The organism is Paenibacillus sp. KN14-4R (genome assembly GCF_052180255.1).
In the GTDB taxonomy this organism is placed as follows: domain Bacteria; phylum Bacillota; class Bacilli; order Paenibacillales; family NBRC-103111; genus Paenibacillus_AM.
Window position 1 is genome coordinate 1,119,020 of the sequence record NZ_CP197466.1, and the last position, 26,882, is coordinate 1,145,901.

The 26,882-nt window shown below is 41.6% G+C and carries 15 protein-coding genes; 12 read left to right on the forward strand and 3 right to left on the reverse strand.

Features of this window, described 5'->3' with window-relative positions; all coding sequences use genetic code 11:
- Window positions 1–283 precede the first annotated feature (283 nt).
- From ACSBOP_RS05395 to ACSBOP_RS05410, 4 genes are all read left to right on the forward strand, one after another.
- Window positions 284–11,182 (forward strand): amino acid adenylation domain-containing protein, encoded by a 10,899-nt coding sequence (locus tag ACSBOP_RS05395; RefSeq protein ID WP_442603414.1) that lies wholly within the window; start codon window positions 284–286, stop codon window positions 11,180–11,182.
- A 368-nt stretch (window positions 11,183–11,550) separates the two neighbouring features.
- Window positions 11,551–12,528: an MBL fold metallo-hydrolase gene (locus ACSBOP_RS05400; RefSeq protein ID WP_442603415.1), complete on the forward strand. Its 978-nt coding sequence runs from the start codon at window positions 11,551–11,553 to the stop codon at window positions 12,526–12,528.
- A 271-nt stretch (window positions 12,529–12,799) separates the two neighbouring features.
- On the forward strand, window positions 12,800–14,440 hold the full coding sequence (locus ACSBOP_RS05405) for a thiamine pyrophosphate-binding protein (RefSeq protein ID WP_442603416.1): 1,641 nt from the start codon (window positions 12,800–12,802) through the stop codon (window positions 14,438–14,440).
- Between the two features lie 26 nt (window positions 14,441–14,466).
- The gene (locus tag ACSBOP_RS05410; RefSeq protein ID WP_442603417.1) at window positions 14,467–16,608 is read left to right on the forward strand and encodes an ATP-binding protein; all 2,142 of its coding nucleotides are present in this window, start codon (window positions 14,467–14,469) and stop codon (window positions 16,606–16,608) included.
- A 56-nt stretch (window positions 16,609–16,664) separates the two neighbouring features.
- Here ACSBOP_RS05410 and ACSBOP_RS05415 read toward each other — a convergent pair whose 3' ends face one another.
- Window positions 16,665–17,177, reverse strand: a complete 513-nt coding sequence (locus tag ACSBOP_RS05415) for a phosphatidylglycerophosphatase A family protein (protein WP_442603418.1) — start codon at window positions 17,175–17,177, stop codon at window positions 16,665–16,667.
- 191 nt (window positions 17,178–17,368) lie between these two features.
- On the opposite strand from ACSBOP_RS05415, the gene ACSBOP_RS05420 reads away from it, so the two are divergent.
- The 3 genes from ACSBOP_RS05420 (at window position 17,369) to ACSBOP_RS05430 (ending at window position 20,132) form a co-directional block, all read left to right on the forward strand.
- On the forward strand, window positions 17,369–18,466 hold the full coding sequence (locus ACSBOP_RS05420; protein ID WP_442603419.1) for a GerMN domain-containing protein: 1,098 nt from the start codon (window positions 17,369–17,371) through the stop codon (window positions 18,464–18,466).
- Window positions 18,467–18,699: 233 nt separating this feature from the next.
- Window positions 18,700–19,449, forward strand: a complete 750-nt coding sequence (gene rph / locus ACSBOP_RS05425; RefSeq protein ID WP_442603420.1) for a ribonuclease PH — start codon at window positions 18,700–18,702, stop codon at window positions 19,447–19,449.
- Entirely contained in the window at window positions 19,449–20,132 is a 684-nt protein-coding gene (locus ACSBOP_RS05430; RefSeq protein WP_442603421.1) for a non-canonical purine NTP pyrophosphatase, read from the forward strand. The genes rph and ACSBOP_RS05430 overlap by 1 nt, the downstream gene beginning before the upstream one ends.
- 104 nt (window positions 20,133–20,236) lie before the next feature.
- Here ACSBOP_RS05430 and asnB read toward each other — a convergent pair whose 3' ends face one another.
- Complete coding sequence (asnB, locus tag ACSBOP_RS05435) at window positions 20,237–22,081, reverse strand: asparagine synthase (glutamine-hydrolyzing) (RefSeq protein WP_442603422.1); 1,845 nt, start codon at window positions 22,079–22,081, stop codon at window positions 20,237–20,239.
- 193 nt (window positions 22,082–22,274) lie between these two features.
- Here asnB and ACSBOP_RS05440 point away from each other — a divergent pair, with 193 nt between their 5' ends.
- The 3 genes from ACSBOP_RS05440 to ACSBOP_RS05450 all read left to right on the forward strand — a co-directional run bounded on the left by ACSBOP_RS05440 (window position 22,275) and on the right by ACSBOP_RS05450 (window position 23,864).
- Window positions 22,275–22,631, forward strand: a complete 357-nt coding sequence (locus ACSBOP_RS05440; RefSeq protein WP_442603423.1) for a hypothetical protein — start codon at window positions 22,275–22,277, stop codon at window positions 22,629–22,631.
- Between the two features lie 131 nt (window positions 22,632–22,762).
- Entirely contained in the window at window positions 22,763–23,704 is a 942-nt protein-coding gene (locus ACSBOP_RS05445) for a patatin-like phospholipase family protein (RefSeq protein ID WP_442603424.1), read from the forward strand.
- A 25-nt stretch (window positions 23,705–23,729) separates the two neighbouring features.
- A complete protein-coding gene (locus ACSBOP_RS05450) occupies window positions 23,730–23,864 on the forward strand; it encodes a hypothetical protein (RefSeq protein WP_442603425.1) in 135 nt (44 codons plus the stop codon).
- A 78-nt stretch (window positions 23,865–23,942) separates the two neighbouring features.
- On the opposite strand, the gene ACSBOP_RS05455 is transcribed toward ACSBOP_RS05450, so the two are convergent.
- On the reverse strand, window positions 23,943–24,659 hold the full coding sequence (locus ACSBOP_RS05455) for a LysM peptidoglycan-binding domain-containing protein (RefSeq protein ID WP_442603426.1): 717 nt from the start codon (window positions 24,657–24,659) through the stop codon (window positions 23,943–23,945).
- Between the two features lie 199 nt (window positions 24,660–24,858).
- On the opposite strand from ACSBOP_RS05455, the gene ACSBOP_RS05460 reads away from it, so the two are divergent.
- Window positions 24,859–25,917, forward strand: coding sequence for an ABC transporter permease subunit (locus ACSBOP_RS05460; RefSeq protein ID WP_442604389.1), 1,059 nt, complete (start codon window positions 24,859–24,861; stop codon window positions 25,915–25,917).
- Window positions 25,910–26,851 carry a hypothetical protein gene (locus ACSBOP_RS05465; protein ID WP_442603427.1) on the forward strand — a complete coding sequence of 314 codons (942 nt, stop codon included), beginning with the start codon at window positions 25,910–25,912 and terminating at the stop codon, window positions 26,849–26,851. Before ACSBOP_RS05460 ends, ACSBOP_RS05465 begins: the two co-directional genes overlap by 8 nt.
- The last annotated feature ends 31 nt before the right edge of the window (window positions 26,852–26,882 follow it).

A 26,882-nucleotide genomic window follows, 5' to 3' on the forward strand; every position in this document is an offset into this window, starting at 1 on the left:
ACAATAAGTGTCAATATTATCTATAGTTGAAAGTTAAATTGACAAAATATTCGTGTATTCATACTATAAGAATAGAGCAAACTCAGGTTCATATTGGAGGGTGGACATACGAAGGATAGGATGTGATAAACGAGTTATCGAGCCAATAACATCATGGAGCAATCGATACAAGGAAGCGAAATATACTCGATGATTCATACTATTTTGTGCATATTTTATAGGAAAAGGCAGGAAAAAGATTGTCTGTATTTCTAAATAAAATGTCTGGGATGGTGAAACATCAGTGAAAAAATTCTTTAGTGATAGTATTACTTTAGAAAGTTACATGGAGAGTCCTACACAGATCGACTTCTCTCCAGGAAGCGTGAATTTTACTATTGATCCTTCGCTTACTAACAGAATGAGATCAATTGCCGAGAAAGATAAGATTTCAGTTAACACCCTTTTATTTACTGCATTTACAACTTTATTGTTTAAGTATACGCGTGAAGAAGAACATAAGATTGGAAATATAGTTGCAACTGAAAATAGCAGTAATCCATTCAAATATGCTTTCATTAACAATGTCATAAATGAAAATGAAACTTTTAGAAGTGCAAGCATGAATGCAGATGTTAAATTTTCTGAATTTTCTATCGCTTCCAATGAGTCGGATAATTATCACGATGTAATCTTTGATACAGTGACTATGCTGAAGGAAATTTCTTTGTTAAAAGAACTTAAGTTTGGTATATGGATTAGATTTGGTGAAATTTCGCAAGGAATAAATGGAAGAATCGAATTTAACACAAGTCTTTTCGAGAAAAATGAAATTAAACAAAAATGCGAACATTTTATCAATATATTAAAAAAAATAACGGAAAATCCAGAAATTAAACTGTGCGAAATAGACATGCTTTCAGATGTAGAAAAGAAGAGAATTTTAGTGGATTTCAATGAAACCAAGGCGGAATTCCCTAAAGATAAAACGATATCTGCGTTATTTGAGGAGCAAGTTGAAAAGACACCGGATAACCTAGCAGCAGTTTATGAAGATAAGAAATTAACCTATAGAGAACTGAATGAGAAGGCCAATCGATTGGCAAGGGTGCTACGGTATAAAGGTGTAGTGCCGGACAGCATTGTAGGAGTAATGGCAGAGCCATCGATAGAAATGCTGATCGGAATAATGGCAACGTTAAAAGCGGGTGGAGGTTACCTGCCTATAGACACCAATTATCCCAAGGAAAGGATACAATATATGCTTGAAGACAGCGGAACAAGCATATTACTTACGCAAAAGGATTTACCCGAAATAGATTTTACGGGAGAAATAATCGACCTGAACAATGAAGAAGGATATTCAACGGAAGGGGGAAATTTAGAAAGTATAAATAGCCCAAATGCATTAGCTTATGTGATATATACCTCCGGGTCTACGGGAACGCCTAAGGGAGTTATGGTCGAACATACAAGCTTAGTGAATTTATGCGTTTGGCATAACGATTATTATGAGGTAGACGAATCTGATCGAGCAGCAAAATATGCAGGAGTCGGTTTTGATGCTTCTGTGTGGGAAATATTCCCTTATCTTATATCCGGTGCTTCCATACATATCCTCAGTGACGAATTGAAACTTGATGTCAATAAGTTAAATCAGTACTTCGAGGAGAACGAAATATCAATAGGCTTCATGCCGACCCAAATTTTCGAACAATTCATAAGATTGGAAAATCATTCGTTACGGAAATTATTAACGGGAGCGGATACGCTCAGATATACAGAGAATAAGAACTATGAGATATACAATAACTATGGCCCGACAGAGTATACGGTTGTATCGACAAGTTTTAAGATCGATCAGGAATATGAAAATATACCAATTGGAAAACCAATAAACAACACAAAGATTTATATTGTGGATAAAAATAATAATCTTCAGCCAATAGGCGTTCCAGGAGAGATCTGTTTATCGGGCAGCGGTATTTCAAGGGGATACTTAAATAATGAAGATTTAACTAAGGAAAAATTCATAGAAAATCCTTTTGAATCCGGTACGTACATCTATAAAACAGGAGATTTAGGAAGATGGTTGAGCGATGGAAATATAGAATTTCTAGGCAGGATAGATAGTCAAGTAAAAATAAGGGGCTATCGAATCGAACTTGGAGAAATCGAAAGTCAGTTGCTGAAATATGAAGGAATAAAGCAGGCAGTTGTGCTGGATAAACAGGATGGACAAGGAAATAATTACTTATGTGCCTATATGGTATCCGAAGAAGAGATAACAGTAAGAGAGTTAAGAGAAAACCTGTCTCAAAGCTTGCCGAATTATATGATACCCACATATTTTATGCAAATCGAAAAAGTGCCTGTAACACCAAATGGCAAGATAAATAGAAGGGCACTGCCAACACCGGACAAGGAAATCGATACAGGAGTGGAATATGTCGCTCCAACAAATGAAGTAGAAGAAAAGCTTGCGAAAATATGGAGTGAAGTATTAGAAGTAGATCGGATTGGAATCAATGATGATTTCTTCACTTTGGGTGGACATTCATTAAAGGCGATCAAAATCGCGCTCATGATCCAAAGAGAGCTAAATGCCGATCTATCTGTAGGTAAAATATTTAGCCATCCGACTGTAAGAGTGCTGGGAGAATATATAGGGAAAACGGAAGAAGCTGTCTATTCACCTATAGAAGTTGTAGAGGAAAAAGAACTTTACGAGGTATCCTCCGCTCAAAAAAGGATGTTTGCTTTACATCAGTTTTCAAAACAGGAGATCCATTATAATCTACCGTTCATCCTGCTTTTGGAAGGCGAGCTGGACAGAAATAAAGTTGAAGAGACGTTGAGTAAGCTTGTGCAAAGACATGAAGCCTTCAGAACTTCCTTTGAATTGGAAGCTGGAGAAATTATGCAAAGAATTCACCAAACGGTTGAATGTAAGGTGGAATACGAAGAAATAAACACAGATTCAGAAGAAATGATGAAGGGTGAAGTAGAGAAATTCGTAAAACCTTTTGATTTATCAAAAGCGCCTCTTCTTAGAGTGAAGCTTATTCGACTTGCGGCAGAAAAACACTTGTTCATGTTCGACATGCATCACATCATATCTGACGGTACTTCCATGAGTATTTTTATGGAGGAGTTCACAAAACTGTATAGAGGTGAAAGCTTAAAAGAGCTAAGCGTACAGTATAAGGATTATTCTGCCTGGGAACATAACTTGCTGAAATCCGAGGCCATGAAAAAACAGGAAATATACTGGACAGAGCTATTCCGTGATGGCGTACCGGTATTAGACTTGCCAATGGATGAACCAAGACCCGCTCTGCAAAGCTTTGAAGGGGAAAGTATCGGCTTTCAACTAAACAAGAGACTAACGGAAAAGCTGAAGAAAGTAGGCAAGGATAGCGGAGCAACCTTGTACATGACTTTATTGTCCGCCTACAATATCTTGCTAGCCAAATACAGTGGACAGGAAGATATAGTCGTAGGTTCGGCGACAGCAGGCAGATCCCATGATGATTTGCAGGGAGTCATGGGTATGTTTGTCAATACCTTGGCTCTAAGAAACTATCCTGAAGGAAAGAAAAGTTTTGCTGCATTTTTAGATGAGGTCAAGCAAAATGCATTGGGTGCCTATGAAAATCAGGATTATCCGTTTGATCGATTGGTGGAAGCACTAAATCTAAGAAAAGATGTAAGCAGGAATCCGTTGTTTGATACGATGCTTGTGCTGCAAAATACGGATACGAAAGAAATGGAACTTGAAAATATAAGCATAAGAGAATATGCGTATAGAGGGAAAGTATCCAAGTTTGATATGACGTTGGAAGCAGAAGAAGTAGGAGACGAAATAAGATTTCATTTAGAATATTGTACCAAGCTATTTAAGCGGGAGACCATAGAAAGAGTCGTTCAACATTTTATCAATATCGTAAAGGTAGTAACAGAGAATCCGGAAATAAAACTATGTGACATCGATATGCTTGCAGAGGAAGAGAGACATCAGTTGCTGCATAAATTCAATGACACCTATGCAGAGTATCCAAGTGGCAAATCTGTTCATGAGTTGTTTGAGGAGCAAGTAGAAAGGACACCGGATCATATAGCCATTGTATTTGAAGATAAGGAGCTTACTTACAGGGAACTAAACAGCAAGGCGAACCAGGTTGCAAGAACGCTCCGAAATGAGGGAATCGATGAGAATAAGATCGTCGGTATTTTAATTTCCAGATCTGCTGAACTTCTCATCGGTATACTTGGCGTACTGAAGGCCGGAGGAACTTACCTGCCTATCGATACGCAATACCCATCAGATCGAATTGAATATATGCTGAAGGATAGCGGCGCAGGCATATTGTTGACACAGGAGAGCTGCCGTACGCAGACGGAAGGTTTGGGTATACAAGTAGTAGGGATAGAAAAAATAGTAGAAGCGTCCGAACAATCCGTAGAAAATTTGAATCTCAAGTATCGTCCGGATCGGCAGATGTACCTGATCTATACCTCAGGTTCTACTGGGAATCCAAAGGGCGCCACGGTAAGAGCCGATTCTTTTACGAACCTTATGAACTGGTTTACAAGGGATTTTGAAATAAATGAAAGCGACAGCATTCTCTTAATCGCACCTGTAGGTTTTGATCTAGCGCAAAAGAATCTTTACGCGTCCCTCATCAAAGGGGGAAGGCTGATTGTGCTTCCAGAAAAAATTTACAGCTACAAAAATGTTCTTTCACTGATGGATGAGCAAAAAGTCACGATCGTGAATTGTACGCCGAGTGCATTTCAAATCCTTGTGGATACAACATCGGACTATCGTGAATTAAGGCATTTGAAGCGGGTATTTTTAGGCGGGGAACCCATCAATATCCCTAAATTGTTAAGCTGGATCAATACGCCGTACTATCAGGCAGAAATCGTCAATACCTATGGCCCGACAGAGTGTACGGATATCGCGGCATACTACAGAATTCCGAATGAACAGATCAAACATATAGAAGTAGTACCGATAGGGAAACCCATTGACAACGTAAAACTGTATATAGTCAATAAAGATGATCAGTTGCTTACCATTGGACAACCGGGTGAACTGTGTATCGCGGGTGACAGTTTAGGAACAGGGTATCTAAACAGACCGGAGCTGACGGCAGAGAAGTTTGTTTCCAACCCGTTCGTACCGGGAACTAAAATGTACCGAACAGGAGACTTGGCAAGATGGCTGCCTGATGGCAACGTAGAATATTTGGGAAGGATCGATCACCAGGTAAAGATACGGGGCTTCAGGATCGAACTGGGAGAGATAGAAAGCCAGCTGCTTTGTTATCCAAATGTCATGGAAGCAGTCGTCGTAGCAAGAGGGGAAGGCGGCAGCAAGTACCTCTGTGCATACATTGTAGGAAATAAAGAACTAACGGTAGGCGAGCTAAGAGTATATTTATCGAAGGTATTACCGGATTACATGATTCCATCCTATTTTGTACAATTGGACAAATTTCCGTTGACACCAAACGGTAAGGTTGACAGGAAGGCGTTGCCCGAACCTGATGGAAGTATGGAAACAGGAACAGAATACGAAGCACCAAGAAACGAAACAGAAGAAAAATTGGTGGAAATATGGCAGGAAGTACTTCATGTAGATGTAGTAGGAATAAATGATAACTTCTTTATCTTGGGGGGTCATTCTCTAAAGGCCATAAAAATGGCAGCCATTGTACAAAGAGACTTACTTGCTGAAATATCCGTAGATGAAATATTTAAAAACCCAACGGTAAGGCAATTGGCAGAGTATGTAGGGAATACCAAGCAAGCTGAATATTCATCGATCGAAGCTGTAGAAGAAAGGGAACGGTATGAGGTTTCCTCGGCACAAAAGAGATTGTTTGCTTTAAATCAGTTCGCGAAGGAAGAAATCAGTTACAATATCCCGTATGTGTTCGTTTTCGAAGGAAAATTGGATCGAGAGAAGTTATCGGAAAGCTTTTCTAGGCTTGTGCAAAGACATGAAGTCTTCAGAACTTGCTTTGAATTGGAAGATGGAGAAATCAAGCAGAAAATTTATGGAACGATTGCATTTAGCATGGAATACGAAGAGAGGAATACAGACTCTGAAGAGATGATCATCTCTGAGGCGGGAAAATTCGTAAAACCCTTTGATTTAGAAAAATCGCCGCTGCTAAGGGTGAAGCTAATTCGGCTTGCAGCAGAGAAGCATGTTGTTATGATGGATATGCATCACATTATATCCGACGGTACTTCCATGGGTATTATTTTGGAGGAACTCGCGAAGCTGTATAAAGGTGAAGCATTAGAAGAGCTGAAAATACAGTATAAGGATTACTCTGCCTGGGAACATAAAATGATAGAATCCGAGGCTATGAAAAAACAAGAAGCCTATTGGACAAACCTATTCAGCGATGAAATACCTGTATTGAATTTGCCTAATGATTATCCGAGGCCAAGTTTTCAAAGTTTTGAAGGAGAAAGCATCGGATTCCATCTGGACAAGCATGTAACCGAAAAGCTAAAGCACATATGCAAGACGAAGGAAGTCACCTTGTATATGACGTTACTGTCCGCCTACAACGTATTGCTTTCCAAGTATAGCGGACAAGAAGATATCGTAGTAGGTTCGCCAATATCAGGCAGGCCGCATGCGGATCTGCAGCATATGGTAGGAATGTTCGTCAACACGCTTGCCATGCGAAACTATCCTGGAAGAACGAAAACGTTTGCCGGATTTCTGCAGGAAGTAAAGAGAAATGCTTTATGCGCATATGAACATCAAAATGTTCAATTCGATCGATTGGTGGAAAATCTAAACCTACGAAAAGATTTAAGTAGAAATCCATTGTTTGACACGATGTTTGTACTGCAAAATACGGACACGAAAGAAATGGAGCTGGATGGGGTAACAATTAAACAGCTTCCATTTGAAAGAGGCGTTTCCAAGTTTGATCTCACGCTAGGAGCGGAAGAAAAAGGGGAGGAAATCTGCTTCGAGTTAGAGTATTGCACCAAGCTGTTTAAGCGAGAAACCATCGAACGAATGATTGCGCATTTTCAGAATATCGTCAAGGCAGTAGTAGAGAATCCGGAAATACAGTTGTGCAAAATCGAGATGCTTTCAGCGGAAGAGAAAAAGGAAGTCGTAGTCGATTTTAATAACACGAAAGCACCATATCCCCAGGATAAAACGATCTGCGAAGCCTTTGAGGAACAAGTAAAAAAGACGCCGGACCAGATCGCAGTCGTATATGAAAATCGAAAATTAACTTACCGGGAACTCAATGAGAAAGCCAATCAATTGGCAGGCGTGTTACGAGGAAAAGGTGTAAAACCGGATACCATCGTCGGAATCATGGTGGATCGATCGGTGGAGATGATGGTTGGAATCATGGGCATTATAAAAGCCGGAGGAGCTTATTTGCCAATTTCACCTGATTATCCGAGTGACAGGATCACCTATATGCTGGAGGATAGTAAAACTACCCTGTTGCTGACACAAAAACATCTCATGCATACGATACAGTTTGAGGGAATGGTATTAGATTTAGAAGACGAACAATGGTATCAAGGTGATAAAACGAATGTAGAAATCGTCAATCATCCGAATGATCTTGTCTATGTCATCTATACTTCTGGTTCAACGGGCAGACCAAAAGGCGTGATGATCCAGCATGGTAATGTGATCAATCTTGTTACAGGGCTGGGTAAAATCATTTATGACCAATATACCGGACCATTACAGGTAGCTTTGGTTGCACAATATGTTTTTGATGCTTCCGTCAAGCAGATATTTGCCAGTTTGTTACGAGGCGACTGCCTGCATCTAATCCCAGAAGACTACAGAACCATAGGGGAAAAACTGGTAGAATACTACATTGATCACGCAATCGATGTTTCAGACGGAACACCGTCTCATTTGAAATTGATCTTGAGCGATAACAGAGAAATAATAAAAGAGATGACCGTCAAGCATTTTATATTCGGCGGGGAAGAATTGACCGTTTCAGCCGTGAAAGACTTCTTCACACTTTGCGGCGAGAGAAAACCCGAGATCACCAATATATACGGGCCAACCGAATGCTGCGTGGACTCGACTGCCTTCCTGATTGACCGAACACGTCTGGATCAGTTGAACACGATTCCGATTGGTCGTCCGCTAGTCAATTATTGTGTGTACGTCTTGGACAAAGACAATCATCCTCAGCCTGTAGGGGTACCAGGGGAATTATGTATTGCAGGAGACGGACTTGCAAGAGGTTATCTCAATAATCCAGAGCTGACAGAAGAAAAGTTTGTAGCAAATCCATTTGCCCCAGGGGAAAGGATGTATAAAACAGGAGACCTTGTTAAATGGCTGCCTGATGGAAATGTACAATTTTTAGGACGTATCGACCACCAGGTAAAAATCAGAGGCTACCGCATTGAAATCGGGGAAATCGAGGCTACGATTAAGAGTTACCCTTCCGTGCAAGATGCCGTCGTACTGGTTCGCGAGGATAACGCGGGCGAAAATAGAATATTCGCGTACATTGTTCCAAAGACAAACAGCGAGGAGAAATATAGCGAAGCGGGAATAAAGGAATATGTAAAGAAACAACTTCCTCAATACATGATTCCGGCTAAATTTGTTCAGCTTGAGTTGATCCCGCTAAATACGAATGGTAAGGTTGACCGTTTTGCACTTCCTGAGCCTGATTTGCTGTCAAGAGATTCGGATGAAGGCTTTGTCGCGCCGAGGAACAAAGAAGAAATGGACATGGCTGAAATTTGGGCCGGCGTACTCGGAATTGAGAAAATAGGCATTGATGAAGATTTCTTTGATTTAGGTGGAGATTCTTTTAAAGCCATAAAGCTGGTCAGAAGTATTAGCAACAACCTAGGAGTCATGGAGCTGTTTAAAAATTCAACGATTCGCGAATTGGTCGCTTATTTATCCCAATCAAAAGGTGCAGGAAACGATGGGAATCGGACGATGCTGCATGAGCTTACCAAGCCGATTGATGAGAAACATAAAGTGGTCTCCCTCATTTGTTTTCCTTACGGGGGAGGAAGCGCGATCTCGTATCAACCTTTAGCCAACTCATTACCGAAGAATTACTCGCTATATGCCGTTGAGCTTCCGGGCCACGACTACAGCTGCCCCGATGAAGAATTGGCTTCTATCGAGGAGAGCGCGGCTCGTTGCTTGGAGGAAATCAAGCAGAAGGTGAAGGGACCTGTCGTTCTTTATGGACATTGTCTGGGCGCCACGATGTCGGTACTTCTTGCTCCTAAACTGGAAGAGGCGGGCATTCAGGTGAATGGCGTTGTTGTTGGAGCCATGTTCCCGACACCGCGCATTACCAATAAATTTTTCGACATATGGGAAAAAATATTCCCTACTCAATTGACGGACAAAGGCAATCGGGACATGTTGAAAATGATTGGTGGTTTAAACAGTGAATTTAGTTCCGATGAAACAGAATTTGTGCTTAGGAATTTAAAGCATGATGCAAAAGAATGCGTCAAGTGGTATACCCAGCACTATAGCAACAAGAATAATACGAAATTCCATGCGCCAATCACATGCATTATTGGAGAGGGCGATCGAGCTACGGAATTTTATCAGGAAAGATATAAGGAATGGGAGTACTTCAGTGACGATGTGGATTTACGAACAATTGATCATGCCGGACATTTTTTCTTTAAAAATCAAGTAGCGGAGCTTGTTGATATTATTGAAGAGAAGGTAGATGTATGGAAGGATCGATCTTCAAAGGTATCTGAAAGCAAGAAAATGAATGAAAGCAAAGAAAACAGGGTAAGGTTGAATGCCTCAGCGAAAAACAAAGTCGTTCCAAGTATGAAATTGTTTTTAATGGTTGCCTTCGTGCAGATCATTTCTGAAATAGGTACAATTTTATCTACGTTTGGGACCGGGATCTGGATTTTCAATCAAACCAATGCACTATCGGAATTTGCCATGATGTTTCTTATGGGAATGATTCCCACCATTTTGGTGCTTCCATTTGCAGGTGCCATTGTAGACAGGTTTGACAGACGGGTCATTTTAATTATTAGTGACTTGCTTTCGACAGTATGTTCTTTAGGTTTGCTTATCTTGTTAGGGTTTAATGAGCTTCAACTTTGGCATGTCTATGTCTTTACCATCGTATTATCTGTTGCAAACAGCTTCAGGCAGCCAGCGTATATGGCAGCAGTGACGCAGATTACGCCAAAGATGTACTTGCCGCAGGCAAATAGTGTTTCTCAATTTTCCGTTGCAATCGGAGGCGTACTGGCAGCCATCTTCGGAGGCGTATTTATGGATTCTATAGGCTTTAAGGGGCTTGTTATTATTGATCTTATAACATTTGGACTATCCGTGATCGTTTTGCTCTTTTTGAGATTTCCGGATACCATGTTTACAAGATCAGAGGAACCGATTCGGAAAGAGTTAATGGGTGGCTGGAATTTTATCATGAGAAGAAAAAGTTTGATTGCCATGGTTGTCTTCTTTGTTGTCGTTAACTTTTTACTGAGCATTTTTACGGTTACGATGACGCCGCTCATCCTTTCTTTCACGAATTCATCCACGTTGGGGATTCTTAATGCATTTGCAGGAATCGGCGTTCTTTGCGGAGCTATAGCGATGTTAATAACTGGCGGTATGAGTAAGAGAGCAAAAGGGATGGTTGGTTTTGTCCTTCCATTAGCCATTTCTATTATGATTGCAGGAATACAACCATTGCCTATTTTTGCGGCGATTGCTTTGTTCGTATCCTCTTTGTCTATAACGATTACAAATATTCATTGGCAGTCATTGATCCAGGTGAAGGTTGGATTGGAATTGCAAGGACGTGTATTTGCTGTGAATCGTATGTTGGTAGCTCTATTAGCACCGGTCAGCTATATTGTCGCAGGTGTATTAGCTGATAATGTATTCACGACTGTACTGACATCCAGTGTATTTGATTCCCCAATTGTAAACTTGATTTTAGGGCCGGGTGCAGGCCGCGAAATGAGACTTAGTCTATTACTTGCCGGAGCCGTATTATTTGTCTGGAGCATAATCGGGATCAAGTATAAACCACTGAGTGATATGGATGACATCCTTGAAGATGCAACTCCAGGCGAAGTAATTATTAAAGATAAGGATAAACTACAAAGAATAGCCGATGAAAAAGTTCAAGGGTTTACATTCTAAATGACAAAGTAGATCCAATTGCTTAAGGTGAAAGTCAATATGCAAAATGTAAGAGGAAAGACGCGTGGATATTAAATTCCACAGCGTCTTTTTTCTGTGAAAAGAAATATGCACGCATGAAATGTATCGCTTCTTAAAGCTCATCATTTCAAGAAGAATGTGCTGCTTATAATGCCGCCAGAACCTGAGACACGGGAGAGTGAAAAATAAGTTATACTAGAACTATGGAAAAACGAATTCGAAAACCCTCGCGAGCTGCGCAAGGGCACATTGGAGAGCATTACAATAACACTATAATTCTAATTTTGAGTTCATATCGCACTGAGACAGTTGAACACAGGAATGAAACCAGTCAGGGGGAATGCAAAATGCGTGAGATTACAACATGGCGCAGAGAAGATTTATTACAAGTGAGGGTACCACTTCCGTTTCCGCTGCGCTGGGTGAATGCGTATGTGCTTCGCGGGGATCGCGGTTACACGATCATTGATCCGGGGCTGCATACACCGGAAGCAGAGGCACTCTGGGAGAGCGTCCTTCGCGAGGAAGGAATCGGCAACGACCAAGTGGAGCAGGTCGTGCTCACCCATTTCCATCCCGATCACTACGGGATGGCAGGTTGGTTCCAGGAGCGTACGGGCGCACCAGTCCTCCTCTCTGAGGAGGGCTGTCGGATCGCTTCGCTCCTGTGGGGGCCTGAGCAGCCGATGACGCGGCTGCTCGCAGATTGCTTCGCTCAGCACGGGCTGCCTGCTGAGCTGCAAGAAGAGATGACGAAGCACATGGATGGCTTCGTCCAATGGGTATCCCCGCAGCCTACGTTAACCCCGCTTCGGCTGCAGGCTGGGGAACACATTCGCCTCGGTAATGACATGTACGAAGCCATTGAAACCCCTGGCCATGCCGCGGGGCATCTATGCTTCTACGATCGCGAGGCGAAAGAAATTTTGTGCGGTGACCATGTGATCTCGCACATCTCCCCAAACGTCGGCTACATGCCGGGTGAGCATCCGAATCCGCTTGAGCAGTATTTGCAATCTTTACAAGCAGTAGCTTCACTTGAAGTCGACCATGCATACCCGGGTCATCGCGAGCCGTTGATGAATTTCAATACCAGGGTGCAAGAACTTATCGAGCATCATCATGAGCGTTTGGCCCATATGGAAAATCTGTTACAAGACTCGATGACTGCTTATGAACTATGCATGACTGTATTTGGAGGTAGATTGACCGTTCATCAACTCCGATTTGCATTAGCCGAGACGATCGCCCACATTTTGTATTTACAAGAGGTTGGCAGAGTCAAGCAAACAGATCGAGACGGATTGATCTATTACCAAAGCTAATTTTAAACGACGATTGCATGCATAATTTCCTATGAAAAAAGACGTGCTTATGGCTGAGAAGCTAACGGGCACGTCTTTTTCATGTTGATATTCTTCTCTCAATTTTGTCATTTTCGACACTTTTATAACTTCTGGTTCAATTCTTTGTATAATATAAAGGAAAAACATGGAGATAAAGAAGGATTATTTATAAAAATGTCAAATATTTCATTTAAATGATTTTCCAAAAACAGAGGCAAAGTGCCAAAATTACACAAAGGGAGTGAGTGTGATGAAAGCGGTTCGAACAGTTGTTCAATTATTATTAGAAGGAGGAGTAAAGTATATTTTTGGCATACCTGCAGGGTCAGTCAATGCATTCTTCGATGAATTAATGGATGTGCCACAGATTGAACCCATTATTGCCAAACATGAAGGCGCAGCTGCTTATATGGCAACTGCCTATGCGAAGCATTCTAAGAGTTTAGGTGTCTGCATCGGCTGCAGTGGTCCGGGCAGTACGAATTTAATTACGGGTGCAGCCAATGCAATGCGCGAACATCTTCCCGTTTTATTCTTAACAGGTTCAGTACCAAGGCGGACAGTAGGTTTGAATGCATCCCAGGAATTAGATGCAGTTCCGCTGTTTCAGCCCGTGACGAAATACAGTGTGTCCGTTCAAGATCCAGAGCGTCTTGGTATTGAGGTTGCTCGTGCGATCCAGATTGCTCAATCGGGTATTCCCGGTCCCGTTCATGTTGCAATGCCTATTGATGTACAGCTTAGTGAAATTACCTCACCTGTTATTCCCTCCTTTACCCACAGTCAACCGCTTGTCCCCGATGAGATTAGTATTCACATTGCAGCGACAGAACTTCTAAAGCGAAAGCGTGGCTTTATTTTTGTAGGACAAGGGGCAAGACATGCAGTGACGGAACTTATTCAACTTGCAGAGATGTTGAATTGGCCATTTGTCACAACCCCTCAAGCCAAAGGGCTAATACCAGACAGTCATCCTTTACATCATGGAGTCTTCGGTTTTGCAGGAGAGGAACAAGCTTCAAATTTGGTTCAAGATCCAGAAAGAGATGCCGTGTTGATTGTTGGTTCCAGCTTAGGTGAAACAGCCACAAGCAATTGGAATAATCATTTGACAGATCAGCGTTATGTCGTTCAGATTGATACAGATTCGACTGTTTTTAATCGAGTGTATAAGGTGAATACCCCCATTCATGGAGATGCGACATTAAGCTTGGATGCTATTATTTTTGAATTAGAGCAGAAGGGTTTCAAGCATAAACCTTATGCACATCGTGCGAAGGACAAGCTTCAATCTACATATAATGAGCTTCCTTTTAACACGCAAAATGTACTGACTACCCTACAGGATTCACTTCCAGCTTCAACTCGGTACACGATCGATATTGGCGAGTTTATGTCGTATGTCATTCATTACATGTCTGTGCGATCTGCTGATTCATTTGATATCAATGTTCATTTTGGTGCCATGGGTTCGGCAATTGGTTCAGCAATTGGCTGGAGTCTAGTTGATCGGAGCAGACCGATGGTGTGTGTAACGGGGGACGGATGCTTCTTCATGCACGGAATGGAAATATTAACAGCCATTGAGTATCAGCTGCCTATCGTATTTGTCGTTATGAATAACGCCAGATTAGGGATGGTCTATCACGGTCATAATTTGCAGTACAGACGAAGTCATCCACGATTTGAGCAATCCCCAATACGGATTAGTGATATGGCACAGGCGATAGGAATACCGAGTGCGCGTGTAGAAAATATGGAACAGCTCTATGAATGGTGCCAAAATAAAGAAGAGTACAAAGGTCCTTCAATTATTGAAGTGGCGCTCGTCGATAATAACGTACCTCCGATGGGAGATCGCGTGAAATTTTTGTCTTCATTCCAGAGATGAGACTTCGGAAAGATGAGGGAAAAGCAATGTTAGATCAAGCGAGATACGTACGACTAGCCGAGATGTGTCAGTTAATTAACTCCAATAGGGATTTGAGATCTGTACTAGATGCGGTAGCAACAGCGATATCAGCAGAAGTGGCAAGATGTAATTCAGTAGGCATCTATTTGCCGCAAGAAGATGGTGGATTTCGTGGTTATGTAGGAAAACCAAATCATATAAACGGTGTTACGTTAGATGAATTGCTCGTAGATCCTTCAACAGACCAGCTTGTATCGGATTTGATTCACTCGCGCAAAAGCATTTATATCCCAGATACATCCGTTGATGGCAGGCCTGATCCACGCCCTATCGAAATGTTTCAGATCAAGTCTTTATTCGGCCTTCCGATTACTTATGAGAATGATCTGTATGGTTTAGTGTTCCTCTTCAATTATGGTGTGGAGATGAATTTGACTCCAGAAGAGATGCAATCGATTGAAGCTTATGTGAATATGGCAGCAGTCGCGATTCGAAATTGTAAGCAATTCAATCATATTCAAACCTTGTTGGCTGAAAAACAATTATTGCTCGATGTAACCCGTGAATTAGCGCATTGCTCGACAACAGAACAAATATTGAGCACCTGTTTCCGTTATGTCGGACAAGTATTGAATAATAGAAACATTGGCGTACATTTATGTGACATCACGGCTTTAAATGGAACCCGTTTCCGACCAGCGAAAATGAGCAAGCAAAGTGATTGGACAGAAGAGGATTGGAAGAAGACACATAGTGAGATCAAGCTCGATTACAACCGTGACCTTCTATTCCAGGAAGTGATTCAGAAGAAAAAAGCAATCTTTGTTCAAGATGTGGATCAAGATCATCGACCTAATCATACGGCTTGTCACAAGTTTGGGATTAAGAGTATCTTCATGCTTCCGCTCGTTGCGATGGGGCAAGTTCTTGGAACGATTCCTGTTGTTAGTCTAGGCGAGATAGGTAGTTATACGGAAGTGGAGATGATGCTTGCGCAGTCTGTTGTTGATGTGACAGCAACCGCATTATCCAATGTAATCCGAATGGAGTATTTGGAGTGTATTGTTGCAGAGAGAACGTCTGAATTAGAAGAAAAAACGAAGCTGTTTCAGCTTATCTTAAATTCCGCAGGTGAAGGAATATATGGACTGAATTTAAAAGGGCGGATCACCTTCTGTAACCCCTCTGCAGCTGAAATGCTAGGCTATGAAGTGTCTGAACTCATTGGTGCTTCCTACACAACCATTCTAACAGGGCCAAATGATGGCGAGGTTCTCAAAAATCATTTTTTAACATTATTAGAACAAAATGGTTGTCAACAAGCTTCTAGTTGTGATTATAATTTTTATAGAAAAGATGGCAAATCCATTCCGGTTGAGTACGTCCTTACTCCAATTCAAGAAGAAGGTAGAACAACAGGTGCGGTCGTTACATTCAAAGATATTACCGATCGTAAAAATACGGAGGAAATTATTCGTAAAGCAGATAAGCTTTCTGTCATTGGTGAACTTGCGGCCGGAGTTGCACATGAGATTCGGAATCCTTTGACCACAATTCGTGGATTCATTCAGCTGTTACAATCCCGTGCGAAGCAGGATTCAGCTAATTTTGGTATTATGTTGGATGAACTTGATCGGATTAATTTTATAATTAGCGAATTGCTGTTTGTAGCCAAGCCGGAAGATGTTATTTTCAAAAATAAAGAGCTGTTGCCCATCTTAAATAATGTCATCTTACTCCTGCAAGCACAGGCAACGATGAATAATGTGCAGTTGATTATTGAATACGTGACCGACATCCCCGAAATGCTTTGTGGGGAGAATCAGCTCAAACAGGCCTTTATTAACATTTTGAAAAATGCGATAGAGTCGATGGAACATGGGGGTACCATTCGTATTCGGGTACAGATGGATGACGATAAGCATGTGTCCATTGAATTTGCGGATCAGGGTATCGGGATTTCAGCCGAACGAATCAAAAAGCTGGGTGAGCCGTTCTACACAACGAAGGAAAAAGGCTTTGGACTTGGTCTTATGATAACTTTTCAAATTGTCAAAAGGCATCAAGGGACGATTCGGATTGCCAGTCCGGAAAATGGAGGAACCCTCGTAACGGTTACATTACCTATCCTTACACACGAAGAATAAATGAGAAGAGAAATGCTGCTTGTGCGAATGAGGCACATAGCAGCATTTTTAAATATTTAGGTAGCAGATTCCATTTCTGCTTGTTTTCTGTGAGCAATACGTGAGCTAGCGGCAGCTGCAATAGCACCAACGATATCATCCAAGAACGTATGTATTTCGCCAGTACTCTTATCATTGAGCCGCTCTAGAATACCGGGCTTTACTTTATCGATATAACCATAATTAGTGAATCCAATTGAGCCATACACATTCACGATCGAGAAGGCTAGCACCTCATCACAGCCATATAAGCCTTCATCATTCACGATCATATCTTGTAATTCAGGCAGGAGCTGCCGTTTTTCTGCCAGTAGATCCAGTTGAATGCCTGTAAGAATCGCGTTTTGCACCTCACGCTTAATAAGCACACTTTCAACACTATCGATGCACTGCTCCATCGTCAGCTCTGGATAATATTTTTGCTGTAAGAAATGAGTAAGCTCAGCGATTTGTTCCACCTTAATACCTCGACTTTCTAACAGTTGGCGAGCCGCTGTGGCTACTTTTTTACTATTTAAGCTATATTCCATTCCTGACACTCTCCTTATTTGTTTCTTTACGGATTAGTTTTCCCTGTTCACCCTGCAATATGTTGGCAATTATATTTTGGCTTGTACGTGCATGTGGACAAAAAGTCGGCATAATTTGGACAACGTCTTTGTATACATGTACTACCAAGCCAACCGTGCAGCGGGGCTCAATTTGCGAAGGGGGAATAAACATGAAACATGGATATTGGATTCGATCTGTAGCTGTGACAGGAACAGTCGCGATTTTGATGTCAGGATGCTCGATGCTCGGTCTCGGGGAAAAGAAGGCGATTGACGAGCCACCACCAAATAGTTTGGAACAGCAAACAGCGAAATCATTAGAGGAAACATATCTGACGGCACAAACCAATCAGACGAATCAAAACTCAAACGTAAGTCCAACTCAAAGCCAGACTGCACAAACACAAGGCGCATTAACGGTTTATGCGAAGGATACGAAAGGTTTAGTTGCTCCAATTACATTACATGGTCCACAAACACCGGCATCAGCGAAAATAGCGCTTGAATATATGGTGCAAGGCGGACCGGCTCAAGCTCAGCTTCCAAAAGGATTTAGCTCTTTGCTTCCAGAAGGAACAAAGGTTGATGTAACCATTGATAAACAAAAAGTGGCTACTGTTAACTTTTCTAAAGAACTGCTTAATTATCAGGCAGCGGACGAACGCAAAATTGTAGAGGGAATCGCATGGACACTGACCTCGTTCCCGACTGTAGAAAAAGTACAATTTAAAGTAGATGGAAAAGACCTCAAACAAATGCCAAAGGCAAAACTTCCATTAGATGGTCCTGTGAATCGTACAATGGGGATTAATTTAGAAAAAACGGACGGTTTGGATTACGGACAAACAACAGCGGTCACCGTTTATTATATGAATCAAACCGATGCAAGCTATAAATATTATGTGCCAGTAACGCGTCTAGTTGCCCGCACAGACGATATTCCGAAAGCTGTTATGGATCAGCTTATCCAAGGAACTTCGAACACGAAAGGTTTATCATCACCAGTTAACGCTAAGACCAAAGTAATTGGTCAAATCAAGCCAAGCGACGGCCTCCTGACCATCAACTTATCCAAAGAAATATTGAATGATCAAGGCAAAGCTCCAGTCGAAGCATTGAATGCGATCATCTTGTCCTTGACCGAAAATACGAATATGTCCAAGGTACAATTGATGGTCAACAATAATATCCAGTTTGCATCTTCTGACAATAAAAACTACTCCAAGCCAGTTACTCGTCCTATCGAGCTGAATGCAACGAAGTTGTAGAGAACATTTTCTAAACGGAAAGAAGAGAAAAACCTTAAAGCGCCAATTTGGCGCTTTTTTGCAATCACACTTCATTTTTTTAAAATGAAATGTATGTTATTTGCCCTTTTTCCGTACAGTATAAAAGGTTATTATCTTGCCGAGCTTTATGAGCAGTGTACTTTACAGGAAGTAGTTTGTTACAATAAGATAAAATGTACAACAGATAAGGTTCAATACGGGAGGGACTACATATGAGAATAGATGGAAGAGTACCAAATCAACTGCGTGAAATGAAAATTACGCCTCATTATAATAAGCACGCCGAAGGATCAGTCTTGATCGAAGTAGGCGATACGAAAGTTATTTGTACAGCGACAATTGAAGAGCGCGTACCTCCTTTTATGAAAAATCAAGGCCGAGGCTGGGTAACTGCTGAATATTCCATGCTTCCGCGTGCAACACAAACTCGTAACCAACGTGAAGCAAACAAAGGCAAGCTTGGCGGACGTACGATGGAAATTCAACGACTTATTGGTCGTGCGCTTCGTTCTGTCGTTATTCTTGAAAAATTAGGTGAGCGTACAATTACACTGGATTGCGATGTTATTCAAGCTGATGGTGGAACACGTACAACATCGATTACAGGTGCTTTTGTAGCTATGGCAATGGCGATGCATAAGCTTGTGAAAGACGGTAAATTGTCGATCATTCCAATTTCAGATTATTTGGGTTCTGTTTCAGTTGGAATCGTGGAGGAACAGACTTATTTGGATTTAAAATATGAAGAAGATTCCACGGCCAAAGTCGACATGAACGTCGTTATGACGGGGCAAGGCAATTTTGTCGAAGTACAAGGTACAGGCGAAGATGCGCCATTCTCCCGAGAAGAACTTGACTCTTTGTTAGCAATGGCAGAAAAGGGCATTCACGAAATGATTGAAAAACAAAAAGAAGTGTTAGGTAGTGAAGTTACGGCGTACATTGGTAAGGTGTCGCGTTAATGAATATCGAACAAACACGAGTGGTCGTAATTGCGACCTCCAATAAAGGCAAAGTGAAAGAATTTGCGAATTGGTTTGGAGCAAGAGGTATGGAAGTCCGCTCTTTAGCCGATTATGACAATCTACCGGAACTCATTGAAGATGGCGATACATTTGCAGCGAATGCACGGATTAAAGCAGAAACGATCGCGAAGCACTTATCCTTGCCCGTTCTTGCTGATGATTCAGGTCTGAGTGTTGATCGTCTTGGCGGTGATCCTGGTGTATACTCGGCTAGGTATGCAGGTGAACCATCTTCCGATGCGAATAATAACGCCAAGCTGCTTCATGAGTTAGGCATACTCGGTGAGACAGACGGCTTTATCCCAACTAAATTGCCCAGCTCGGTTAGCGGTGAGAATAATAATGCTCTCGTCTTGCTTAGTCAAGCACACTTCGTAAGCGCACTGGCACTTGCTCTACCTGAACAAGGTACAACGCTCGAAGCGGAGGGACGTTGCTCCGGTTACATCCTATCTGAGCCGCGTGGTACAAGTGGTTTCGGTTACGACCCACTCTTTTATCTCCCTGAGTTCGACAAAACAATGGCCGAACTCTCCCTAGACCAAAAGAACAAAATCTCACACCGCGCCAAAGCACTCGAACTTTTCTTTCAAAAGTATCCGGATCCTTTTGGTGCGTAAGCGTTCATACTCGCACGTACAAGCAAATGAGCTTCCATATTTGGAAGCTCATTTGCTTTCTTGCCCTTTTTCTACTCATCGTCGTCAACCCTCAAAATGAGGCATTACCTTATGCTCACCTTATATTCCCTCAGCCACATATCCACCTGAATCAAATAAGCAAATAACTGCGGTCCGCTCATTAATTGCCCGAACCATGGCAAGTTAAACGAGGTATGATCTGAATTTGCCAAAGCATGAATTTTGGCTGTATCGATAAAAGGTAATAACGGTGAAGAAGTATCATTCAGAATATCTAATATCTGCTCACGTACAGCTGCTAAATAATTCGGATTGTGCGTTTTCGGATAAGGACTCTTTTTGCGTGTTAAAATTTCTTCAGGTAAGACACCTTTAAGCGCTTTTCGCAAAATGCCCTTTTCTCGATCACCGGCCGTTTTGATTTCCCATGGGATGTTCCAAACATATTCCACAAGGCGATGGTCACAGAAAGGGACACGAACCTCTAGACCGACAGCCATACTGGTCCGATCCTTACGATCGAGCAGTGTAGGCATGAATCGAGTGATATTCAGGTAGGACATCTCACGCATTCGATTCTCGATTACATTCTCCCCTGCGAGTCGGGGTACCTCATTTAGCGCCTGCTGATACCGATTGCGCACATATTCTTGGGGGCGAATCCATTGCACCAGTTCATTCGATAACAATTCCACACGTGCAGGCAGAGCGAGTGACCAAGGGAAAGTTTCCGCTGTTAGTGACTCTTCTTTGTGAAACCAGGGATAGCCGCCGAATATTTCATCTGCTGCTTCACCTGAGATTGCAACCGTTGAATGCTTCTTAATTTCCTCGCAAAATAAAAATAAGCTTCCATCCACATCCGCCATTCCTGGCGTATCTCTAGCTAATACGACGCGGCGCAGCGATTGAACCAATTCAGGGGTATCGAACTCAATAGAATGATGGGCACTGCCGAGATATTCTGTCATTTTTTCAATCCAAGGTGCATCTGCATTAGGTTGAAAAGCGCTAGCTCGAAAATGCTTCTGATTATCCACATAATCGACTGAGAACGTATGCAATTGCTCATTCTTCGTCTCCCGTAAATGCTTAGCGGCGAAAGAACTAAGCGCGGATGAGTCCAGACCGCCAGAGAGCAATGTACAGATCGGAACATCTGATATTAATTGACGTTCTGTTGTGTCCTTTAACAGCTCGAAAACCATATGCGCCGTTTGATCAATTCCGTCTTCATGAGGTTTACTCTCCAGCTTCCAATATGCGCGGGTCGTAAGACCTTCACGATTAAGCAGCATGAAATGACCTGGTTTTAATTCGGACATATTGCGATATATGCCATGCCCAGGTGTTCGGGCAGGACCTACTGCGAATATTTCTGCCAGCCCGTCCGCACCAATTTCTGTTTTAAAATCAGGGTGGGCAAGAATCGCTTTCGGCTCAGAACCGAACAACAGCACACCACTTTGATACGAATAGAACAGCGGCTTTACGCCAAGTCTGTCACGGGCTAAAAACAGTGATTGTTCCATGTCATTCCAGACTGCAAATGCAAATATTCCATTCAACCGATCCACACAAGCGCGTCCCCACTCTACATAGGAAAGCAGCAGCACCTCGGTGTCACAAGTCGTTTGGAAAATATGCCCCTTATCCTCTAACTCCTTACGTAACTCTAAGAAATTATACAATTCTCCATTATAGACAATGGAATAAATTTGATCGCCGTACCTACGAATCATAGGCTGGGCGCCATTCTCAGGGTCAATTACGCTCAAGCGTCGATGTCCGAGTGCACAGTGCTGTGTAATCCATGTACCCGATGCATCTGGACCTCGATATGCCAGTGTTTCTGTCATATTTTCAAGAATGGTTGGGTATCCGGTCAAATCCTTGCGCCAGTCAATCCAACCTGTAATGCCACACATTGCGCTCAACCCCTTTGTGCATACGATGATAACAAGGTATGCACAGCCCGCCTAGATAATGTCTGTCCGAAAGTCAAAGTCATGCAGATCGTTCCACTACTTACCGATTCTCGCGAAGTAGGGAGCAGCTGTGTTTTTTTAACAAAGTCTGTTACAATAGTACAACGATACAATTTGAGTAGAAGGTGATCCTGTGAAGAGAAGAAGACTCGCGCGCGCGCAAATTGATTATATGGCGGCCAAAGAGCATTTTTTATTAACAAGTAAACAAGCGGACCGTAAACTTGAAGAGATGAAGGATAACGGTTTTGAGATCGGTGAAAAAGAAATGGAAGATGCAATTAACCGCAGTGGTTTCCATAAAGCATTTAACGAACTCATTCAAGCTGAGAATACATTGATCGAATGGTCTCATACTTCCATTAGAAGCGTTCCTCATGTCCAAGAAAACCGTGCAGCATATGAAGAGCTGTATCGTGAAGCAAAGGGTAATGTAGAATCTAGAGCGACTCTTGTTGAATTAGCAATGCTTCTTGGAAATGAAGATTAATTCCTACTATCAATAAGAGCTAACACCCATGGTGTTGGCTTTTTTTGTATGTGAACAATTGAGCCGGTACGGGAATATTTCATTGCCAAAAATGAAATAGTAACTCATACATAAGGAAGGGTGGCGCGAACATGGTTCGGATCGGAATTGCCTTTGGCGGGGGTGGAATCGCTGGAAGCGCCCACCTTGGTGTGCTGGCTGCATTAGAAGAAGCGAATATTCCTATACATTGCATGGCAGGTACAAGTTGCGGTGCATTGGTTGCAGGTTTGTATGCATGCGGCTTTACAACAGGGCAGCTTATGGATATGGTTCCGGAGTTCTCAAAAAAATATTTAGATTATGACTATCGATCCATGCTCGCTAAATTCGTACGAAGACCTGTTAAATTACAAGGTCTCATTAAGGGTAAAAAATTTCGTGATTACTTGTTTACACAAACACAGGGACGATCAGTTAAGGATCTGAATTTTCCAATTGCATTAGTTTCCGCTGATTTGCGAAGAGCTCGTAAAGCGATTTTTAATTCTTCTTCCTTAATCTCAGATACGAACAACGAAGTGGACTATGATCCAATTTCGGACATACTCGTGGCGGATGCGATATTAGCTAGCTGCTCCATCCCTTTCTTATTCCCGCCTGTATTAATGGGAGATCGCGTTTTGGTTGACGGCGGACTGCTGGACAACTGTCCGATTTCTTTTGTTCGTGCACTTGGTGCAGATTTTGTGATCGCTGTTGATCTTTGCTCGGATGATGAACTGATAACACCTCTTAATTCCATATATGACATCGTATCTCGCTCAGTATCGGTAAATCTCATTCAACAGTCCAAGCATTTACCGACCCAATCAGATATTCTCTTGCGCCCCAATTTGGGAATGGTCAGTGCATTTGAATTTAATAAAGGCCAAAGCTGTATCGAGCTTGGGTATTTATATGCTTTACAGAGAATGGATGAAATTCTTTTGAAAATACAACAAAAAAACGAACAGAATGACTCAATCAACACGATCCCATTCATCGGGGAAGTCGATTCGTCGGCTCCACTTGGTGGACAATTGTATCAATAAAAGAGATAGAAAGGAGGGGGAATAGATGGCACAAAAGTTTAAGAAAAATAAAGGGAATAAGTATGCTCACGATGCTGAATTTGCTGATGAGGTCATTGCTAAAAATGCAAAGATGCCTGGACAGCAAAAACCATCTGAGGGTAGTCGTAATAATTACTAATTATTGTGAACGAAAGAAAGAGGCAATCTCCAAGGTCATCTTTATGACCTGAGAGAGTGCCTCTTTTTTGATAGTAAGTTATTTTTTCAAATTATGAAGTTCTTTGTTGCCTTTACCATCCATCATTTTCGTTACCATTTGTGTGAAAGAAGCTTTGCGTTTGTCGGCCTGCTCTTTTGTGATTTTGCCATCTTGAACTTGCTTCTCTACATTTTTCATGAGTGCAGTGACTTGTACATCAATTAATTTTTGTACATCGACATTTTTTTCCTTCGCCAGATCAGCTAATGATTTTCCTGACTTCAAAGCCTGTTTTAGATCAGCTTCACTTAGGCCAAGCAATTTTGCGATTTCTGTGGAATTCATGTGAATTGCGGATTTGTGTGCCTCTTTATTTGGATGCTTTTCACTGATAATTTTATCGACGGAGTTCGCGAACTTCGATTTAGCTTTCTCCAACATTTGATTGTTAGCATCGATGAGTGCTTTCTTCAGATCATCTTGAGAGACCCCTTGCTGCTCCGCGATTTGCTTCAATGTCTCACCTTGAGCTAATTTTGATTTTAATGTCTTCGCATCGAGTTTTAGCAATTTAACAAGCTCTTCTTGGATATCTTTACTGGAAAAACCAATATTATCTCCCCGTTTATCATGCATACGGTGGTTTACGCCTGCGTCTTCTTTATGTACGCTGGGGGTCTTGCTAGCTGTACCAACATCTGCTGCATTAGCGCTGATCGGTACCATAGTTGCGAGAAGAACAGCAGCTCCAAGCATTTTAATTTTTTTTTTCATGTCATACTCCTCCTTAAGATCGCAATCATTTGCCTAACATCGTCAGTATAAGGAGGTTAGCTTAAAAACACCTTAGGATTAGATAAAAATATCACTTATAATATTCTAAAATTTCTGTCAATATATAGCGATTCTTTTGAAAGAAAGCTATAATTTACTCATAAATGATGGTAGAGAAGGAGTAATGGATTTGAAGAAAATGATCGTCACCGTATGTTCGGTCTTATTTGCTTTCATCTTTATTTTTTTATTAAGTAACCTACAGTATGGAATTTCAAGTAAGCCGTCTGAGCGTATTCAAGTCTTTGTGGATAAGCGGATAATTGACAATTTTGAAGATCTGGTGAAATTGTATCCCGGTGTTAAAGTTCTAGACAATGAGAAGGGGATATTAGGAGTAACGACAGAAAATTTAATCTCGACCGTTAAAAAGATTCAAAAAGTACCGGGTGTAGTCGAAATTAATACACTTCCAGGTAACCCATCGTATTCATTTTCGAAATATTTTGAAAATATTAGCGGCATGCTAAGTAAATATGCAAAAGGTGATTTTGGTTATTATTACATGCCGTCAGGTGGGAAGAAGCCTTTCCTAGACATTCTTCCGTCGGTTCTCAAAAATTCAGCTTCCTATTTTATTCCCGGTTTTCTACTTGCAATTGTTGGTGCGATATGTTTTTCCTTAATTGCGACGATGAATCGTGCTCTCGGTAGAGTGTGTGATTTGATTCAACGTGTTTTGCTTACGATACCTGATTTTTTTATTAATACATTAATTATTCTGTTCGCAATCTTTATTAGCCAATTCACTTCCAAGCGACTTATTCTCATCGTACAGCTTAATAATGAGATTCCATTTTTTATCCCATTTATGACGATTATGATCGTACCTGGTGTATTGATTTATGGATCTCTTCGCCTAGCGCTTCAACGTGAAATGGCAGAACCTTATATTCGAACGGCGATTGCCAAAGGCTTTTCTCAACAACGAATTGTAATTACACATGCATTTCGTAATGTTATGGAAGATTTGTTAACGATCCTGCCCCGAGCTACAACGGTTGCAATTGGAAGTATGATTATTGCTGAAGTTTTATGTCATATCTCTGGAATTGGAGGTTATTTGACCAGATCGTTTACCACATTGCCATTAACCTGCATGATCCTTGCCCTTTTTGCCTTGATTTTGCAAGGGGTATACTCTCTTTTACGTAAGATGCTTGTGGTTTCTACGAAAGAGGTGAGTGTAAGTGCGTAATCGTCGCTTTTTATATTTGCTATCGTGGGCATTGATGATCTTTCTCGTCTTACTAGCTATTGTAGGGCCATTGTTTAAACCGCATAGTATTGAAGCAGATGCCAAAATTTATTGGATTGATAATCCCAATCCAGCATCTGTTCTGAAAAAGATTTCACCACCACTTGCACCAGATCATAATTTCATGTTAGGTACGGATCAGCGGGGTTACGACATTTTAAGTCTGCTTCTTAATGGAATGCGATATACGCTCGGAATTGCTTTTATTATTACACTAGGCCGTTTTCTGCTTGCGCTTCCAATTGGAATGTATGTAGGGGCGACAGGAAGATTTCGCTCATTACTATCATCCCTGCAATGGGTAACATCGGCGGTGCCTCCTATCGTATTCGTGTTTCCTGGATTGCTTGCGCTTTTCTATGGTTTGGAAGTCGCGTATGGGATCCCAACGGATCACCTGAATCAATACATATTTAATGCAATTTTTATCCTTGCGGTTATTTTTATTGGGCTGTTCCCAATTGCCCAGCAGTTTGCCGAGCGTTCCCGTTATTGGAATGAGAAGCTATTTGTCACGGCATCTTCCTTATTAGGCGCATCCATTTTCCGACGTATTTGGAAGCATATTTTCCCAAGTATACGTTCGGAAGTATTGTTTGCTTTCTTAGCTGATTATGTACAAGTCTTGTTTTTGATGGGACAGTTAGCTGTACTTGGAGTCTTTTTAGGTGGCGGTGAAATGTTGATTATTGATGATGGTATTTCATTGGTCATAACAAAAACAGGTGAATGGTCGGCTATGATTGCTTATGGCATATATAAGTACCGCCAATCTCCTTGGATTATTTCAAGTGTACTCGTGTTCTTCGTGGTTTCTGTTGCTATTGTTCAATTTTTCTTGCACCAACAAAAGAAAGAGTTTGTACAGCGATAACGGATGATTCGGGATAAACTTTCGGCGAAAC